The following is a 17,066-nucleotide window of genomic DNA, read 5'->3' as shown; positions in this document are numbered from 1 at the left end:
AGTCAGGCGGTCACGCTTCGACGCACATGCCCGTGCGCAGCCGCTGCACGATCCTGCTCAGCAGCCGGGACACATGCATCTGGGAAACGCCCAGCTCGGCACCGATCTGAGCCTGCGTCATCTCCTGGCCGAACCGCATCCGGACGATCTTCCGCTCCCGGTCGTCCAGCTGCCGCAGCAGGGGGGCCAGGGCGTGCAGATTCTCGACAGTCTCCATCGCGGGGTCGTCCTCGCCCAGCAGATCGGCGTAGGCGCGCTGGTCGCCGCCCGATTCGCTGTCGGCGCTCGGGGTGTCCAGCGAGCCCGCCGAGTAGCCGTTGGCCGCGACGAGACCCTCGATGATCTCCTCCTCGGGGAGATCCAGGTGCTCCGCGAGCTCCGCGACCGTCGGGTCGCGGTCGAGCTTCGCCGACAGCAGCTCCTTGGCCTTGGCCAGTTCGACCCGCAGCTCCTGCAGCCGTCGCGGCACGTGCACGGACCACGTGGTGTCACGGAAGAAGCGCTTGATCTCGCCGACGATGTACGGCACCGCGAAGGTGGCGAACTCGACCTCGCGCGACAGGTCGAACCGGTCGATCGCCTTGATCAGGCCGATCGTCCCCACCTGGATGATGTCCTCGGCGTCGTCACCGCCACGGTTGCGGAACCGCGAGGCGGCGAAGCGGACCAGTGAGAGATTCATCTCGATCAGGGTGTTGCGCGCGTACTGGTACTCGTGCGTCCCCTCCTCCAGGACCTGGAGCCGGTCGAAGAACAGCTTCGACATCGTCCGGGCGTCCTGCGGGGCCACCTTGCCGGCGTCCTCGATCCATGGCAGCGCGCCCGCGTCCGAACCCGTCTCCGCCTCGTCGCACCGCGTCTCCGCCGTACCGATCGCTTCGTTGGTTCGCACTGACATGGCCGTCATGGTGTCGCCCTCCCTGGGATGTGCTGTGGTGACCAGCGCATGCCCCGCTATCCGGAAGTAATGCCACCGAATTCCAGGAATTTTCGCGGAGGGCGTCAGACGGGACCGGACAACGCAGCCGATTGTGCCGATCTGTTGCGATGGAGACCGATATCTCACCGCATCCCCTGTCCGAGCGGACCGGGCGTCACCGGCGCCCGGGACACCGGCAGTACCGCCCGGCGGGTGTGCGGAGAGGGCTGCCCCACTCGAACTGAGCTACGTCCGATTCATGGCAGACTTGACCGGGGCATTCGGCCCGTGCGCGCCTGCCCTCGCCGGCCCCGGCCGGACCACTCCCCACCGAAGCCCGCCGGCGGCATGAGTGACGAGTGACAGAGGAACGGCAATGACGGTGACAGAGGACAGCCCGGAGTTCGCTCCCGGTATCGACGAGTTCGGTCCCGGTATCGACCCGGAGCGGCTGGCCGTCTGCCTGAGCGTGCTCGACGAGCTGAACGGCATCGAGGTCGACCACCCGGACGCCATCGCCGTGCGCCGGGCCACGGCCGGCATCTACCGCACCGTGAAGCAGCGTCGGCGCCAGGAGCGCCGCGCCGCCAAGACCGCGCACGACAAGGCCGTCACCGAAGCCACGGCGACCGGCTCCGCCGAGCGCATCGACGACGAGACGCAGGGCGTCCTCCCGTCCTCCTCGGCGACTGCCGAGATCGCGGGCGTGCTCCAGCGACCCAGGTCCTGCTACATCTGCAAGACCCGGTACGTCGAGGTGGACGCCTTCTACCACCAGCTCTGCCAGCAGTGCGCCAAGGAGAACCGCGAGCGGCGTGACGCGCGCACCGACCTCACCGGGCGCCGTGCCCTGCTCACCGGCGGCCGGGCCAAGATCGGCATGTACATCGCGCTGCGGCTGCTGCGCGACGGCGCGCACACCACCATCACCACCCGCTTCCCCAACGACGCGATCCGCCGCTTCAAGGCGATGCCGGACAGCGACGACTGGATCCACCGCCTGAAGATCGTCGGCATCGACCTGCGCGACCCCGCCCAGGTCGTCGCCCTCGCCGACTCGGTCGCGGCGGAGGGCCCGCTGGACATCCTGATCAACAACGCCGCGCAGACGGTCCGCCGCTCCCCGCAGGCCTACAGCGAGCTGCTCGGCGCCGAGTCCGCCCCGCTGCCCGCCGGCGAGCTCCCCGCCGCCGAGGTGATCGGTACGTTCGGCAGCGGCACCGTCGACCGCGTGGCCGCGCTGCCCGCCGCCCGTAAGGAGGGGGAGGGTCTGAGCGCGCAGGACGTCACGGACCTCGCCCTGGTCACCGGATCCGCCTCGCCGGCCCGTATCGCCGCGGGCACAGCGATCGACGCCGGCGGGCTCGTCCCGGACCTGCACGACACGAACAGCTGGATCCAAACCGTCGACGAGGTCGAGCCGATCGAGCTCCTGGAGGTCCAGCTCTGCAACTCCACGGCGCCGTTCATCCTGATCAGCCGGCTCCGCCCGGCGATGTCGAGGGCCGTGTCCGGGCGGGCCTACGTGGTCAACGTCTCCGCGATGGAGGGCGTTTTCAGCCGTGGCTACAAGGGCGCGGGACACCCGCACACCAATATGGCCAAGGCCGCGCTGAACATGCTGACCCGTACCAGCGCCCAGGAGATGTTCGAGAAGGACCGCATCCTCATGACGGCCGTCGACACGGGCTGGATCACCGACGAGCGTCCCCACCCGGACAAGATCCGCCTCGCCGAGGAGGGATTTCACGCCCCGCTCGACCTGGTCGACGGCGCGGCCCGGGTCTACGACCCGATCGTGCGCGGTGAGGCGGGCGAGGACCTGTACGGCTGCTTCCTGAAGGACTACGCGCCCGCGGGCTGGTGACCTGCGCGTCCCTGGCGCGATTGCGGCCCCTCGGGTACCTCGTGCGACTTCGACGCGTCCAGCACCTCTCGTATCGTCCGCACCTTCCGCACCTCCTGTCACCTGCGTAAACAGGTGACACGGCGGCGGCCCTCTGATTCAGGGGCCGCCGCTGTTCTGTTGGCTGAAAGTGACCTAGGCCACACGTTCTGTCGAGCGCGATGACGCTCATTTGGTTAGTCTGAGGTGAACGGACGCCACCAAGGGATCCACGAAGCTTCCTCGGCCGTCCCGGGACAGGTCTGTAAGCAGTCCGCCGTCCCGCCCCGTACCCGGCGCCACCGCGACCGAACTGTTTCTGCCCCTGCCCCGCAGAGGGCGGTCGACACGGTTCTCACAGCCGCGACGTCGCCACCGCCCGGGGTTACGCGACACAAAGGAGTCCGCGGTGACACCTGAAATGACCAAGGCCGAGACGCGCCCGGCCGAATTGACCGGAGAGCGGGCCCGCCGGCCGGAGAAGCTCCGGAACATCGAGGTCTGGGCCAGGTCGGCCCCGATCAGGCTGGCCGGCTACGAGGACGATCTGGCCGAGCCGCACATCCTGCCCGGCATCGACTGACGGCCCCGCCGCACAGCGCCTCGGCTCCGGCCCCCCGTTCATGGACGGGGGGCCCGAGCTTTTCCCGCACCGGTGCCCCGGCGCGGGACGGCGGTACGCGGCGCCGGGCCCGTGTGCCTCCTACTCCGGTGCCCGCCGGCCGGGCCGGAGCGGAACCGGCCGGGCCACGGGCCGCATGAAGTCGCGTACGTAGGTCCGGTGCCACCAGCAGCCGGTGGCCCGTAGTTCCCGCCAGTCCGTGAAGCGGTAGTGGAAGACCCTGGCCCGGATGTGGGCGGGCGGGCCGCCGGGGAACGGGTCGTGGCCCAGCAGCCGCAGGGTGTCCCGATCGCCCCGCAGCAGCCTCTCCACGAACGGTTCGAACCAGGAGCGGGCGTACGCGGGGGAGAGGGCCGCGAACCACATCAGCCAGTCCAGCCGCAGGTGGTACGGGGCGAACTGGCGCGGCAGCCTGCGCGGATCACCCGGCTTGCCCCGGAAGCCGTACTCCAGCCAGCGGGTCCCTTCGTGGATCACCGGCTCGTCGGTGCCCTCGACCACCACCTCCAGCCGCATCCTGCTGATGCTCCCGAAGGCCCCGTACGTATTGACCAGGTGCAGCGGGTCGAAGGACCTGTTCATCACCTGGCGGCGGGAGACGAGATTGCGCGCCGGACGGTAGCTGAGGGCCAGGACGAGCGCGGTGACCGCGATGACCACGACTTCGTACCAGAGCGGCGGCGCGGACTGCGCGGGCGGCGCTCCGGCGATCAGCGACCAGTCGACGGCGGACAGGGCGAGGGTGATGGTCAGCCAGTTCAGCCACGCGAAGTTCCCGGACAGGACCAGCCACAGCTGGGTGACCACCATCAGCCCGGCGGCGACGCTCGCCACCGGCTGCGGCGTGAACAGCAGGAACGGCACCACCAGCTGCGTGACATGGTTGGCGGCCACCTCGACCCGGTGCACGGGCCTGGGCAGCCGGTGGAAGAACCAGCTCAGCGGTCCCGGCATCGGCTGGGTCTCGTGGTGGAAGTCCAGGCAGGTCAGCCGCCGCCAGCACTCGTCCCCCCGGATCTTGATGAGCCCGGCGCCGAACTCCACCCTGAAGAGCAGCCAGCGCAGCAGCCACAGCACCAGCACCGGGGCGGCCGTGTCCGCGTTGCCGAGGAACACGGCGAGGAAGCCCGTCTCCAGCAGGAGCGACTCCCAGCCGAAGCCGTACCAGACCTGGCCGACCTGGACGATCGACAGGTACAGCGCCCAGGGCACCGCCCACAGCGCCATGGCCGCCCACAGTGGCAGGAGGCCGTCCAGTCCCGCCAGGAGGGCGAGCGAGACGGCGGCGCCCGCCCACGCGACCAGCGCGAAGAAGCGGTCCGAGTAGTGCAGCCTGAACAGCCCCGGCGCCGCCCGCCACGGGGTGTACCGCAGCAGCTCGGGCACGGGGAGCATGCCCCGGGAGCCGATCAGTGCCCGGAACTGGAGCGCCGCGCCGACGAACGCGGCCAGGTAGACGACGGCGAGCGTCCGCTGGAAGATCAGCCTGCTCAGCCAGTAGCCGTCCGCGGTGAACCACTGCATCGCTTCCAGTATCCGGCCCGCCGGGCCCTCAGGCAGCCGTCGTGATCCTCCGCAGCACGGCTGTGAGCCGGCGCGCGTACCACCGCTGGGCCACCGGCACGAGAGGTCCGGCGAGCCGGGCGTACCAGCAGGCGGGGCGGGAGAACGCCGTGACCGTGAACCACACCGTCCCGTCGTCCGCCAGCTCCACCACGAAGCTCTCCTCGCCGCACTCCGGGTGTCCCCGCCCGGTGCCGTACGCGAATCCGGTGCGGTCCTTCTCGTACGCCGTCCAGACGATCTCGCAGGGGGCGGCGATCCTGAGCCGCCCGATGCCCGCCGACACCTCGACGGTGACCCCCTCGGCCGCCCGGTCGGCGGAGGCTTCCACCCCGGCTCCGGCGGCGCGGTGCATGCGCCACTCGGTGACGGCGGCGCCCGTCGCCTCGAATCCGGCCCGGCCCCGGCCGATGGCGGCACGGTGGTGCAGATGGTTGTAGCCGCCGGGGAGCGGTCCGAGCCGGGTGGCTCCGACCTCCGGGTACGTCAGGGTGCTCATGCGGTCCCGCCTTCCGAGTGGGTGAGGTCCTGGAGCCGGCGCAGTGCGAGCAGCGCGCAGAGCGCGAAGCCCAGCGCGTTGCCGAGCCCGTGCGTGGCGGCCATCCAGGTGAGGGTGGGGTGAGGCAGCCCGGTCGCCTCGCCGAGCGCCCAGCTCAGTGCGAGAACCATGGTCACCACGAGTACGGCCGCCGAGACGGCGAGCAGGATCCGGGTGGCGCGGTCGCTTCCGGGGACCTGGACGGCGCGCCAGGTCAGGAGGGCGACCGTCCACATCCCGGCCGTGAGGACGACCGCCCCGGCCAGCTCGGCCCAGTCCCCGATGAAGTAGCCGGCCAGCACGAGCAGGGTGCCGAGCGGCACGCTCAGGGCGGCGAGCCGGCCTCCCGGACCGTCCTGGGCGCGGCAGACGAGACCGGCGACCAGGGCGGCGGCGAACCCCGCGAAGTGGAAGTGGGGCACGGTCAGGGCCAGGATGCCGAGCCCGAACCCGAACAGTTCGTGTCCGGAGCGCTCGGCGACCAGCGCCACGGCGGCGACCGAGGGAGTGACCAGCGCGGTGAGCACCGCGGCCTCCGCCGGGCGCACGGTGCGGGTCCGGGCGAGGCGCAGGGGGGCATGGGCGGCCAGGGCCAGGGTCCCCAGCGCGTAGCAGAGGGCGAGTGCCGTCGCGGCACCGCCGCGCGGAAGCCACAGGGAGACGGCGCCGGGCACCGCGAAGAGCGGCCAGAGGCGGCGTACCCGGTCGAGGACGGGATCGCCGACGAGCCGCAGCCCCATCGGGACGATCACCAGCATGCCCAGCATCACAATCAGCCCGACCAGTACGGACACCGTGCCCACCCCCGTCTCCCGACGTGTCGCGACGAACGAGTTGAACGTGTTCAACTCGTCTCGCGCCGAGCATAGAGGGTGAGTTGAACGCGTTCAAGCCGCCCGGTTCGGTCGAGGAATCGGACAAATAATGGCAGAGTGGCGCACATGGATGATCGGGTAGCGGGTGCCCTGTCACTCCCGGACGACTGGCCCGCCCACCCGGACCTCAGCCTCGCCCTGAACCGAATGGGCAGCTTCGACTGGGATCTGGACAGCGGCCTCATGCACATGGACGAGGCCGCCCTCGACGTGTTCGACCTGCGCCCCGACGAATACGACGGCCGGCCCGCGGCGCTCGCCCAGCGGGTGCCCGCGGACGAGGGGATCCGCCTCGACGACATGGTCTCCCAGGCGCTGAAGAGCGGCCACAACAACTACGGCGCGTACTTCCGCAGGACGCAGCGGGACGGCAGCATGCGCTGGACGCACACCCAGGGGTTCATCCGCCGCGACGGCGCGGGCAGGCCCCGCCGCATCATCGGGATCATCCGCGACGCCACCCAGGAGCTGGCCGAGTCCACCGCCCGCCGCACCGTCGACGAGGAACGGCGGCGCCGCACCAGCCTGGTCGAGGGCACCACGGCCGCCCTGGCGCACGCGCGCACGGTGAAGGACGTCACCGAGGTGCTGAAGAGCTCCCGGGGCCTCGCCCATCTCGGTGCCACCAGCCTCGTCATGGGCCTGCTGGAGTCCGGGCGCATCCATCTCGTCGCCGACGGACCCGAGGGGGCCTTCGTCCAGGGCACCCGCTACACGAGGGTCGACGAGCCCTACCCGATGAGCGAGGTGATCCGCACGCTCGCGCCCCGCTTCATCGAGAGCGCGGAGGACTTCGCGGCCTCGTACCCCATCCTGTGGCCCCACATCAGCCACCTCGGCATCACCGCCGCCGCCTACATGCCGCTGATCGCCCAGGCCCGCCCGATCGGCGCGCTCGGGCTGCTCTACGGCAACAAGGCGGGCTTCACCAGCGACGAACGGAACCTCCTGGTGGCCCTGGGGAGTTCGATCGCGCAGAGCCTCCAGCGGGCCATGCTCTACGAGCAGGAGCACGATCTCGCCGAAGGGCTCCAGCAGGCGATGCTGCCCCGCCGGATTCCCGAGGTGCCCGGCGCCCAGGTCGCCGTCCGCTACCGCTCGGCGAAGCTCGGCCGGGACATCGGCGGCGACTGGTACGACATCATCGCGCTGCCCGGCGGCCGGGTCGGCGCGGTCATCGGCGACGTACAGGGACACGACACCCACGCGGCGGCCGTCATGGGCCAGCTCAGGATCGTGCTGCGGGCGTACGCGGCCGAGGGGCACAGCCCGGCCACGGTCATGGCCAGAGCCTCCGTCTTCCTGCACGAGCTCGACACCGACCGCTTCGCGACCTGCACCTACGCCGAGGCCGACCTGACCACCGGAGTGGTGCAGCTGGTCAGGGCGGGTCACGTCGATCCGGCCCTGCGCGACGTCGACGGGAGCTGCCGCAAACTGCCCGTCGACGGCGGCATGCCGCTGGGCCTCTCGGCGGAGTTCGGACACCTCGAATATCCGGTCAGCACCGTCGACCTGGACCCAGGCCAGACGCTGATCCTCTACACCGACGGCATGGTGGAGCTGCCGGGCACCGACCTCGACGACGGCCTGCGGCTGCTGGCCTCGACCGTGCGCGACGGGCCCGAGGACCTCCAGAAGCTGGCCGAGCGGCTCTGCGAGGTCGTCGACGAGCGCGGCGGCGAGGACGACATGGCCGTACTGCTGCTGCGCCGCAACGCCGCCCACGCCCCGCACCCGGGCGGTCGGCTCCAGCAGCACGTCGCGCAGAACGACCCGGAGGCGCTGACCTCCGCCCGCCACATGATCAGGGCGGCGGTGCGCGCCTGGGGGGCCAGGGAGCGGGCCGACGAGGTCGAACTCGCCGCCGACGAGCTGATCACCAACGCCCTGATGCACACCGACGGCGGAGCCATCGTCACCATCCGGGTGCTCACGGGGCCCGACCGGCGTCTGCGGGTCGATGTCGAGGACCGCTCCAGCGCGCTGCCGCGCCGCAGGGAGGCCGGGGAGTCCGGCGTCTCGGGCCGCGGGCTCATGCTTGTCGACCGACTGGCCGATGTCTGGGGTGTGGAATCCCGGGGGACCGGCAAGTGCGTGTGGTGTGAGTTCTTCATCGCGGAGCACCGGTAGCGGTCCGGACCGGTAGCGCCGCTTTCGAGACGGCGCGAGACTGTAACAGTACGTAACATGTCCATGCTTGACCGTAACCGGCGCGGAGGGATTGACTTCGATCCCGCCGTTCCGTTGTCGATGACGCGAGGCCCCGTTGAGTACCGAGCTTCTGGCACCTCTTGATCTGGCTTTCTGGCACCTCGAATCCGATGCCCATCCGATGCACCTCGGCGCGCTCGCCGTCTTCGAACCGGCTCCCGGCGTGACCTCGCACGAACTGCTCGACCTGCTCGGGGCCCGTGCCGCCGCCATTCCCCGGCTGCGGATGCGGGTGCGCGACGTCCTGCTGCCCGTGGGCGGCGCGGCATGGTTCACCGACAAGGACTTCGACGTCCACCGGCACGTCAAGCGGGTCGTGCTCGCCGAGGGCGACTTCATGGCGGAGGCGACCCGGCTCGCCGGAGAACTCATGGAGCAGCCGCTCGGGCGGGGGCTGCCGCCCTGGCAGATGTACCTCCTCGACAGCGCGGACGGCGGCCCGTTCGCCGTGCTCGTGAAGCTGCACCACGCCCTCGCCGACGGAATGCGGGCCGTCGCCATCGGCGCCGGCATCTTCGACCAGATCGCCTCCGCGGGCGCCGGCCGGGGCCAGGCGCGCCGGCGGACGCCCGTGCCGCCCCGCTCCTGGCTGCCCGGGCCCTACGAGGCGGCCGGCATGGCCCTCGACCGGCTCGGTGACGTCGGCAGGGCGCTGGGGGTCGGCGCCTCCGTCGTGCGCGCGAGCCGCCTCGACCTGCGCGCCGGCACGGCCCTGACCGCGCGCTCCAGCGGCACCCGCCGGCTGGCCACCGCCGAGCTCGACGCCGAGGCGGTGCAGCGCATCCGGCGTACCGAGGGCGGCACGGCCAACGACGTCCTGCTCGCCGTGGTCGCCGGGGCCCTGCGCCGCTGGATGCTCGAACGCGGCGAGTCGCTCCCCGGCGCCGATCCGCGCGCCCTCGTCCCCGTGTCCCGGCGCAGGCCCGGTGGCGCCGCCACCGGCAACAAGCTCTCCGGCTACCTCCTCGGGCTCCCCGTCGGCGAGCCCGACGCCCGCGAACGGCTCCGCCTGGTGCGCACGGGCATGGACCGCAACAAGGCGGCCGGGCCGCTGCGCGGCGCCGGAGCCGTCGCCGTGCTGGCGGACCAGCTGCCCGCGCTGGCCCACCGGTTCGGAGCACCGCTGGCGGGGAACGCGGCCCGGATGCTCTTCGACATCCTGGTCACCAGCGTGCCCCTGCCGCGCTCCGCGCTCTCCCTCGGCGGCTGCCCGCTGCGCGCCGTCTACCCCATGGCGCCGCTGGCCCGCGGGCAGTCCCTGGCCGTGGCCCTTTCCACGTACGGCGGGCGCGTACAGGTCGGACTGGTGGCCGATGGCAAGGCTTTGCCCGATCTGGACCAGCTGGCCCTCGCGGTCCACGAAGAACTCCACGAGCTGCACGCACTCCTGCCCACGGTCCCCGCTCCGGCGTGACGGCCAATCACCCGGAGAGTGTTGACGGGCCCGATTGATCCGATGAATAGTCCTGTACGGAACAGTACAGACCATCAGGACGACCGTCGGGAGCGGCAGGGGCATGCGGCGCATCAGGCTCGGACACAGCGCGGTCGAGATCACCGAACTCTCCTTCGGGGCCGCGGCCATCGGCAACCTCTTCGCCGAGGTCGATCCCGGGCAGGCGGCCGCAGCCGTGGACGCCGCGTGGGACGAGGGCGTGCGCCACTTCGACACCGCACCGCACTACGGGCTCGGTCTCTCCGAACGCCGCCTCGGCGAGGCGCTGCGCCACCGGCCCCGGGACGAGTACACCGTGTCCACGAAGGCCGGACGCCTGCTCGACCCCCTTGCTCCCGTGGAGTCGGCCGCCCGGCACGGGCTCTCCGACGGATTCGCCGTACCGCACACCCACCGCCGCCGCTGGGACTTCAGCGCCGACGGCATCCGCCGCAGCGTCGAGGAGAGCCTCGTCCGCCTCGGCCTCGACCGTGTCGACGTCGTCTATCTCCACGACCCCGACGAGCACGGCGAAGCGGCCTTCCGCGAGGGCTATCCGGCGCTGGAGAAGCTGCGCGCCGAAGGCATGGTCGGGGCCATCGGCGCGGGCATGAACCAGACGGCCATGCTCACCCGCTTCCTCCGCGAGACCGATGTCGACGCCGTCCTGTGCGCCGGCCGCTTCACCCTCCTCGACCGGAGCGCCCTCGACGCACTCCTGCCGGAGGCCGCCGCCCGGGGCCGCAGCGTCGTCGTCGGAGGAGTCTTCAACTCCGGGCTGCTCGCGGACCCACGCCCCGGCGCGACCTACGACTACGCGGAGGCACCCCCGGACCTCCTCGACCGCGCCCTGCGCATCCGGGCCGTCGCCGAAGGACACGGCGTCCCGCTGCGCGCGGCCGCCCTGCACTACCCGCTCCGCCACCCCGCCGTCGCCGGGGTCCTCGTCGGCACCCGCTCCCCGGAGGAGGTGCGGGACGCGGCCGCCCGGCTCCGCACGCCCGTCCCGGACGCGCTCTGGGACGACCTGCGGTCCGAAGGGCTCCTGTGACATGACACAGCGGCTGCCCGTCATCGACGCCCACCACCATGTGTGGGACCTCGCCGTGCGCGACCAGGAATGGATCACCGGCGAGGAACTCGCCCCCATCCGCCGCACCTTCACCCTCGCCGACCTCGAACCCGAGGCCCGTGCCGCCGGAGTGGTCGCCACCGTCCTCGTCCAGACCGTCACCGTCGCCGAGGAGACCCCCGAATTCCTCGCGCTCGCCGACGGCAGCGCCCTCGTCGCGGGCGTCGTCGGCTGGACCGACCTGACCGCGCCGGACGTCGCGGACACCCTCGCCGCGCTCCGCGCACTGCCCGGCGGCGACCGGCTCGTCGGAATCCGCCACCAGGTCCAGGGCGAACCCGATCCCGAGTGGCTCCTGCGCCCCGACGTGCGGCGGGGGCTGCGGGCCGTCGCCGACGCCGGTCTCGTCTACGACCTGATCGTCCGGCCGCACCAGCTGCCCGCCGCCGTCCGCGCCGCCGCACTGCTGCCAGGACTCACCTTCGTACTCGATCACGCGGGCAAACCACCGGTGGCGAGCGGGAGCACGCACCCCTGGGCCGACGGACTGCGGGCGCTCGCCGCGCTGCCCAACACCGTCTGCAAACTCTCCGGTCTGGTCACCGAGGCGGACCACCGCTCCTGGACCGTCGACGACCTGCGGCCGTACGCCGAGACGGTCATCGAGGCCTTCGGGCCCGACCGGCTGATGTTCGGCTCGGACTGGCCGGTGTGCGGGCTGGCCGCCCCGTACGCCGACGTCCTGGGCGCGGCACGCGAGCTGACCGGCCGGCTGACCGAGGACGAACGCCGCCGCGTCCTCGCGGCCACCGCGCGGCGCGTCTACGGTCTGCGGGGACCCGCCGTCTGAACACCCGTGCCGCGCGTCCGCCCGGCCCGTGCGGCAGTCTGGAGGCATGCCCGAACTGCCGGAAGTCGAAGCCCTGCGGGACTTCCTCGACGACCACCTGGTCGGCAAGGAGATCGCCCGCGTCCTGCCGCTCGCGATCAGTGTCCTCAAGACGTACGACCCACCGCTCACCGATCTGGAGGGCACCGTGGTCACCTCCGTCGCGCGGCACGGCAAGTTCCTCGACATCACCGCCGGGCGGCTCCATCTGCTCATCCACCTCGCACGGGCCGGCTGGCTGCAGTGGAAGGACAGCTTTCCCGCGACCACCCCTCGGCCGGGCAAGGGGCCGCTCGCCCTGCGGACGGTCCTCGCCGGAGGCGACGGCTTCGATCTGACCGAGATGGGCACCACCAAGCGCCTCGCCGTCCATCTGGTCACTGATCCGGCGGACGTTCCGGGGGTGGCGCGCCTCGGCCCCGATCCGCTCGCCGACTCCTTCGACCGGGACGCCTTCGCCATGCTGCTCGGCGGGGAGCGCAGACAGATCAAGGGCGCACTGCGCGACCAGTCGCTGATCGCCGGCATCGGAAACGCCTACAGCGACGAGATCCTGCACGTCGCGAAGATGTCGCCCTTCAAGCTCACCACCGCCCTCGGCGACAACGACATCACCCACCTGTACAACGCCATGCGCACCACGCTCCAGGGCGCCGTCGAACGCTCGAAGGGCGTCGCGGCCGGCCGGCTCAAGGCGGAGAAGAAGAGCAGCATGCGGGTCCACGGCCGCACCGGGCAGCCCTGCCCGGTGTGCGGCGACACCGTGCTGGAGGTGTCGTTCGCCGACTCCTCGCTCCAGTACTGCCCCACCTGCCAGACCGGGGGCAAGCCGCTCGCCGACCGGCGGATGTCGCGGCTGCTGAAGTAGCGGCCCCGCTCAGCACCGCCACGGGAACACCCGGTGAGCGCTCCCGGGCGGCAGGAGACGGGCGTACGCAGACAGATGATCCACCACCTCGCCGAACTCGCGCACCCGCACCACGCACACGGAACACTCCGACAGATGCCGTTCGAAACGGCATGCGTCGGCCTGCCCGAGAACCCCGAGCGCATAAGCTCCGGCATCGACGTGAGGTTCGATCGCACGCATGCACCCAGGTACGCGACGAACCGCGGAATCACTCACGCCATCACCCCGGGAATGCACCTAAACTCCGGCCTCATGCTGCGCGTACTCGCCGTCGACGACGAAGAACCCGCCCTGGAGGAACTCCTCTACCTCCTGCGGGCCGATCCCCGTATCCGCAGCGCCGAGGGAGCGACCGGCGCCACGGAGGCGCTGCGCCGGATCGGCGGTGCCGTCGACGCGGAGCCCGACGACCCCTCGGCCATCGACGTCGTGTTCCTGGACATCCACATGGCGGGGCTGACCGGACTGGACGTCGCCCAGCTGCTGGCCGGCTTCGCGGCACCCCCGCTCATCGTCTTCGTCACCGCCCACGAGGGCTTCGCCGTGCACGCCTTCGACCTCAAGGCCGTCGATTACGTGCTCAAGCCGGTGCGCCGCGAGCGCCTGGCCGAAGCCGTACGCCGCGTCGCCGAGCAGGTCGGCGAACGCTCCGCGTCCGTCCACGACGCCGCGGCCGACCAGGTCGCCGTCGAACTGGGCGGAGTGATCCGCTTCGTGCCCGTGGACGACATCGCGTACGCCGAGGCGCAGGGCGACTACGCCCGGCTGCACACCGCGACCGGCAGCCATCTCGTCCGCGTCCCGCTCACCACCCTGGAGGAGCGCTGGCGCTCCCGGGGATTCGTGCGCATCCACCGCCGCCATCTCGTCGCGCTGAACCGGATCGACGAACTCCGGCTCGACGCCGGCAGCATGAGCGTGCGCATCGGGGAGGCGGAGCTGGCCGTGAGCCGCCGCCACACCCGCGCCCTGCGCGATCTCCTGATGCGGCAGACCGGCCGCTGACCTGGCCCTACCGGGGAAGACCCCTTCCCAGCCGGGCCCCGCGCCGCCTACACTCCGGGCCCATGTCCGCAGAGAGCACGCCCCGGCGCGAAGTGGTCACGGGCGAGCCCCGGCGGGTGCGTCCCCTGCCCCGCTACCGTGCCCAGTCGGAGATCGACGAGCAGACCGCGCTCGGCGGCGCGTACGTACGCTCACTGATGCGCAGCCAGCTCCGTGCGGGGCTCACCACCTTCGCCGTGCTCGCACTCGTCGCGGGCACCCTGCCGCTGGTCTTCGAGGCGCTGCACAGCAACACGGTCGTCTGGGCGGTGCTCGGCTTCGCCACCTACCCGCCGCTCACGCTGGCGGCCTGGTGGTACGTCCGCCGCGCCGAGCGCAACGAGCGCGACTTCGCCCGGCTCGTGGAAGGCCTCCCGTCACCGTGAGCCTCCCCGGCCACCCGGCAGCGGTGGCGGCGGTCGCCCTCGTCGTCATCGCCACCGTCCTCGTCGGCGGCTTCGGGCTGCGGATATCCCGCACCACCTCCGACTTCTACGTCGCCTCGCGCACCGTGCGGCCCCGGCTCAACGCCGCGGCCATCAGCGGCGAGTACCTCTCCGCCGCGTCCTTCCTCGGTATCGCGGGCCTCGTCCTCGTGCACGGCCCCGACATGCTCTGGTACCCGGTCGGCTACACCGCCGGATACCTCGTGCTGCTGGTGTTCGTCGCCGCCCCGCTGCGCCGCTCGGGGGCGTACACCCTGCCCGACTTCGCGGAGGGGCGCCTCGAATCACGGCAGGTGCGCCGGCTGGTCAGCGTGTTCGTCGTCGGCGCCGGCTGGGTGTACCTCGTGCCGCAGCTCCAGGGAGCCGGCCTCACGCTGAAGATCCTCACCGGCGCGCCGGGCTGGCTCGGCGACGTGCTCGTCGCCTCCGTCGTGGTGGTCGCCGTCGCGGCGGGCGGCATGCGCTCGATCACCTTCGTCCAGGTGTTCCAGTACTGGCTGAAGCTCACCGCGCTGCTGGTGCCCGCGATCTTCCTGGTCCTGGCCTGGCAGGGCGACGGGCGCCCCCGCGTCAGCTTCGACGAGCAGATCTCCGTCTTCCGCGCCGACCACCCGCTCTACGCGACGTACGGACTGATCGTGGCGACCTTCCTGGGCACGATGGGCCTGCCCCATGTCGTGGTCCGCTTCTACACGAGCCCCAACGGCCGCGACGCCCGCCGCACCACCGTCGCCGTACTCGCCCTGATCGGCCTGTTCTACCTGCTGCCGCCGGTGTACGGGGCCCTGGGACGGCTGTACGCGCCCGAGCTCATCCACGGCGGGGACGCGGACGCCGCCGTACTTCTGCTGCCGGCCCGGGTGATCGGCGGCCTCGGCGGCGATCTTCTGGGAGCGCTCCTCGCGGGCGGTGCCTTCGCCGCGTTCCTCTCGACGGCGTCCGGGCTCACCATGGCCGTCGCCGGAGTCATCACCCAGGACGTCCTGCCCTCGCGGGGCGTACGCCACTTCCGGCTGGCCACCGTCCTCGCCATCGCGGTGCCGCTGGCCGGCTCGCTGGTCGTCAGCCGGGTGCCCGTCGCCGACGCGGTCGGGATGGCGTTCGCCGTCTCCGCCTCGTCCTTCTGCCCGCTGCTCGTCCTCGGCATCTGGTGGCGAGGGCTCACCCCGCCGGGCGCGATCGCCGGGCTGCTCCTCGGCGGCGGCTCCGCGCTGCTGTCCGTGGCCATCACCGTCAGCGGCGCGGTACGCCCGCCCGGCTGGCCGCACGCCCTGCTGGCCTGGCCCGCCGTCTGGTCCGTGCCGGTCGGCTTCCTCGCCATGATCCTGGTCTCGCTGGCCACCCCGGGGCGGATACCTCCGGGCACCAACGCGGCCATGACCCGCTTCCACCTGCCGGAGGCGCTGACCTCGGGGCGGGGACGATGACCGGGGCCGGGATCGCCGCCATCGCCGTGCTCGCCCTGCTGCTCTTCGGCACCGGCTTCCTCCTCGGCCGCACCGCCCGCCCCGTACGCACCAGCGATGTGGGCACACCCGTCGAACACGCCACGTTCGAGACCCTGCACACCGCCTCCCTCGCCGCGCCTCCGCTGCGTGCCGGGCTGACCGAGGAGAGCGCGCGCCGGTCGGCACGAGGGCTGCGCTCGCTGCTCGGAACCGACGCCCTCTGCCTCACCGACCGTGAGCGGGTGCTGGTCTGGGACGGCGAGGGCGACCACCACGGCAAGGACGTGATGCACCAGGTCGAGGGCCTCCTGGCCAGCGGCAGGGACACCGCGTTCCACAGCGACTGCGGCGACCTCGACTGCCCGCTGCGCTGGGCCGTCGCCGTGCCGCTGACGGTCGACCACCGGGTGCTCGGCACGCTCGTCGCCTACGCCCCACGGGAGTCGGCGGTGCTGGCCAGGGCGGCGGGGGAGGTGGCCCGCTGGGTCTGCGTACAGCTGGAACTGGCCGAACTCGACCGCTCCCGCACCCAGCTCATCGAGGCCGAGATCAAGGCGCTGCGCGCCCAGATCTCCCCCCACTTCATCTTCAACTCACTGGCGGCCATCGCCTCGTTCGTCCGGACGGACCCGGAGCGTGCGCGTGAACTGCTTCTGGAATTCGCCGACTTCACCCGCTACTCGTTCCGCAGGCACGGCGAGTTCACCACGCTGGCCGACGAACTGCACTCCATCGACCAGTATCTGGCCCTGGTACGGGCCCGCTTCGGTGAGCGGCTCTCGGTGACGCTCCAGGTCGCCCCGGAAGTGCTGCCCGTCGCGCTCCCGTTCCTCTGCCTCCAGCCCCTGGTCGAGAACGCCGTCAAGCACGGCCTGGAGGGCGCCGTCACCCTGGCTCCCCGGGAGCCCGGCTCCGTGCGCGCGGGAGAGGCCCCGATCCGCATCACGATCAGTGCCCTGGACGCGGGCGCGGAGGCCGAGGTCGTCATCGAGGACGACGGCGCCGGGATGGAGCCCGAGCGCCTGAGGCAGATCCTGCGCGGCGAGGGCGGTGCCTCCACCGGCATCGGCCTGCTCAACGTCGACGAACGGCTGCGCCAGGTGTACGGCGACGACTACGGGCTCGTCATCGAGACAGGCGTCGGAGCGGGCATGAGGATCACGCTGCGACTGCCCAAGTACCGTGCGGGCGTGCACGGTTCCTGAC

Annotated in this window: 15 protein-coding genes; 11 read left to right on the top strand and 4 right to left on the bottom strand. The window is 71.9% G+C overall.

Annotated elements, in window-relative coordinates; all coding sequences use genetic code 11:
• Window positions 1-10: 10 nt before the first annotated feature.
• The gene (locus ACWCQM_RS09875; protein ID WP_450914766.1) at window positions 11-907 is read right to left on the bottom strand and encodes an RNA polymerase sigma factor SigF; all 897 of its coding nucleotides are present in this window, start codon (window positions 905-907) and stop codon (window positions 11-13) included.
• 388 nt (window positions 908-1,295) lie between these two features.
• On the opposite strand from ACWCQM_RS09875, the gene ACWCQM_RS09870 reads away from it, so the two are divergent.
• Together ACWCQM_RS09870 and ACWCQM_RS09865 are read left to right on the top strand one after the other, a co-directional pair.
• Window positions 1,296-2,786: an SDR family NAD(P)-dependent oxidoreductase gene (locus ACWCQM_RS09870; RefSeq protein ID WP_450914765.1), complete on the top strand. Its 1,491-nt coding sequence runs from the start codon at window positions 1,296-1,298 to the stop codon at window positions 2,784-2,786.
• A gap of 427 nt (window positions 2,787-3,213) precedes the next feature.
• Window positions 3,214-3,387 carry a hypothetical protein gene (locus ACWCQM_RS09865; RefSeq protein WP_450914853.1) on the top strand — a complete coding sequence of 58 codons (174 nt, stop codon included), beginning with the start codon at window positions 3,214-3,216 and terminating at the stop codon, window positions 3,385-3,387.
• A gap of 120 nt (window positions 3,388-3,507) precedes the next feature.
• Here the strand turns inward: ACWCQM_RS09865 and ACWCQM_RS09860 are convergent, their stop codons facing one another.
• Genes ACWCQM_RS09860 through ACWCQM_RS09850 form a run of 3 tightly spaced genes read right to left on the bottom strand, consistent with a single transcriptional unit; the run spans window position 3,508 to window position 6,321 of the window.
• Complete coding sequence (locus tag ACWCQM_RS09860) at window positions 3,508-4,950, bottom strand: lipase maturation factor family protein (RefSeq protein WP_450914764.1); 1,443 nt, start codon at window positions 4,948-4,950, stop codon at window positions 3,508-3,510.
• 28 nt (window positions 4,951-4,978) lie between these two features.
• The gene (locus ACWCQM_RS09855) at window positions 4,979-5,488 is read right to left on the bottom strand and encodes a DUF1990 family protein (RefSeq protein ID WP_450914763.1); all 510 of its coding nucleotides are present in this window, start codon (window positions 5,486-5,488) and stop codon (window positions 4,979-4,981) included.
• On the bottom strand, window positions 5,485-6,321 hold the full coding sequence (locus ACWCQM_RS09850; RefSeq protein WP_450914846.1) for a YndJ family protein: 837 nt from the start codon (window positions 6,319-6,321) through the stop codon (window positions 5,485-5,487). The genes ACWCQM_RS09855 and ACWCQM_RS09850 overlap by 4 nt, the downstream gene beginning before the upstream one ends.
• A 147-nt stretch (window positions 6,322-6,468) precedes the next feature.
• Here ACWCQM_RS09850 and ACWCQM_RS09845 point away from each other — a divergent pair, with 147 nt between their 5' ends.
• From ACWCQM_RS09845 to ACWCQM_RS09805, 9 genes are all read left to right on the top strand, one after another.
• Window positions 6,469-8,535: a SpoIIE family protein phosphatase gene (locus tag ACWCQM_RS09845; protein ID WP_450914762.1), complete on the top strand. Its 2,067-nt coding sequence runs from the start codon at window positions 6,469-6,471 to the stop codon at window positions 8,533-8,535.
• A gap of 136 nt (window positions 8,536-8,671) precedes the next feature.
• Complete coding sequence (locus tag ACWCQM_RS09840; RefSeq protein ID WP_450914761.1) at window positions 8,672-10,030, top strand: wax ester/triacylglycerol synthase family O-acyltransferase; 1,359 nt, start codon at window positions 8,672-8,674, stop codon at window positions 10,028-10,030.
• Between the two features lie 103 nt (window positions 10,031-10,133).
• Window positions 10,134-11,102: an aldo/keto reductase gene (locus ACWCQM_RS09835; protein WP_450914760.1), complete on the top strand. Its 969-nt coding sequence runs from the start codon at window positions 10,134-10,136 to the stop codon at window positions 11,100-11,102.
• Window position 11,103: 1 nt separating this feature from the next.
• Window positions 11,104-11,973 carry an amidohydrolase family protein gene (locus ACWCQM_RS09830; protein ID WP_450914759.1) on the top strand — a complete coding sequence of 290 codons (870 nt, stop codon included), beginning with the start codon at window positions 11,104-11,106 and terminating at the stop codon, window positions 11,971-11,973.
• Window positions 11,974-12,019: 46 nt separating this feature from the next.
• A complete protein-coding gene (locus ACWCQM_RS09825; RefSeq protein WP_450914758.1) occupies window positions 12,020-12,880 on the top strand; it encodes an Fpg/Nei family DNA glycosylase in 861 nt (286 codons plus the stop codon).
• Window positions 12,881-13,174: 294 nt separating this feature from the next.
• A complete protein-coding gene (locus ACWCQM_RS09820; protein WP_450914757.1) occupies window positions 13,175-13,927 on the top strand; it encodes a LytR/AlgR family response regulator transcription factor in 753 nt (250 codons plus the stop codon).
• Between the two features lie 62 nt (window positions 13,928-13,989).
• Complete coding sequence (locus ACWCQM_RS09815) at window positions 13,990-14,352, top strand: hypothetical protein (protein WP_073752720.1); 363 nt, start codon at window positions 13,990-13,992, stop codon at window positions 14,350-14,352.
• The gene (locus tag ACWCQM_RS09810) at window positions 14,349-15,839 is read left to right on the top strand and encodes a sodium/solute symporter (protein WP_073752718.1); all 1,491 of its coding nucleotides are present in this window, start codon (window positions 14,349-14,351) and stop codon (window positions 15,837-15,839) included. The genes ACWCQM_RS09815 and ACWCQM_RS09810 overlap by 4 nt, the downstream gene beginning before the upstream one ends.
• Complete coding sequence (locus tag ACWCQM_RS09805) at window positions 15,836-17,065, top strand: sensor histidine kinase (RefSeq protein WP_267078889.1); 1,230 nt, start codon at window positions 15,836-15,838, stop codon at window positions 17,063-17,065. Before ACWCQM_RS09810 ends, ACWCQM_RS09805 begins: the two co-directional genes overlap by 4 nt.
• The last annotated feature ends 1 nt before the right edge of the window (window position 17,066 follow it).

The organism is Streptomyces sp. NPDC002125 (genome assembly GCF_053593715.1).
This window is presented reverse-complemented; position numbering and strand designations above follow the sequence as displayed.

Excerpts from the sequence above, each read along its gene's own strand:
- ACWCQM_RS09835 (WP_450914760.1), top strand. The coding sequence starts at position 10,134 with ATGCGGCGCATCAGGCTCGGACACAGCGCGGTCGAGATCACCGAACTC.
- ACWCQM_RS09825 (WP_450914758.1), top strand. The coding sequence starts at position 12,020 with ATGCCCGAACTGCCGGAAGTCGAAGCCCTGCGGGACTTCCTCGACGAC.
- ACWCQM_RS09830 (WP_450914759.1), top strand. The coding sequence starts at position 11,104 with ATGACACAGCGGCTGCCCGTCATCGACGCCCACCACCATGTGTGGGAC.
- ACWCQM_RS09870 (WP_450914765.1), top strand. The coding sequence starts at position 1,296 with ATGACGGTGACAGAGGACAGCCCGGAGTTCGCTCCCGGTATCGACGAG.
- ACWCQM_RS09815 (WP_073752720.1), top strand. The coding sequence starts at position 13,990 with ATGTCCGCAGAGAGCACGCCCCGGCGCGAAGTGGTCACGGGCGAGCCC.
- ACWCQM_RS09820 (WP_450914757.1), top strand. The coding sequence starts at position 13,175 with ATGCTGCGCGTACTCGCCGTCGACGACGAAGAACCCGCCCTGGAGGAA.
- ACWCQM_RS09855 (WP_450914763.1), bottom strand. The coding sequence starts at position 5,488 with ATGAGCACCCTGACGTACCCGGAGGTCGGAGCCACCCGGCTCGGACCG.
- ACWCQM_RS09875 (WP_450914766.1), bottom strand. The coding sequence starts at position 907 with ATGACGGCCATGTCAGTGCGAACCAACGAAGCGATCGGTACGGCGGAG.
- ACWCQM_RS09805 (WP_267078889.1), top strand. The coding sequence starts at position 15,836 with ATGACCGGGGCCGGGATCGCCGCCATCGCCGTGCTCGCCCTGCTGCTC.
- ACWCQM_RS09860 (WP_450914764.1), bottom strand. The coding sequence starts at position 4,950 with ATGCAGTGGTTCACCGCGGACGGCTACTGGCTGAGCAGGCTGATCTTC.
- ACWCQM_RS09845 (WP_450914762.1), top strand. The coding sequence starts at position 6,469 with ATGGATGATCGGGTAGCGGGTGCCCTGTCACTCCCGGACGACTGGCCC.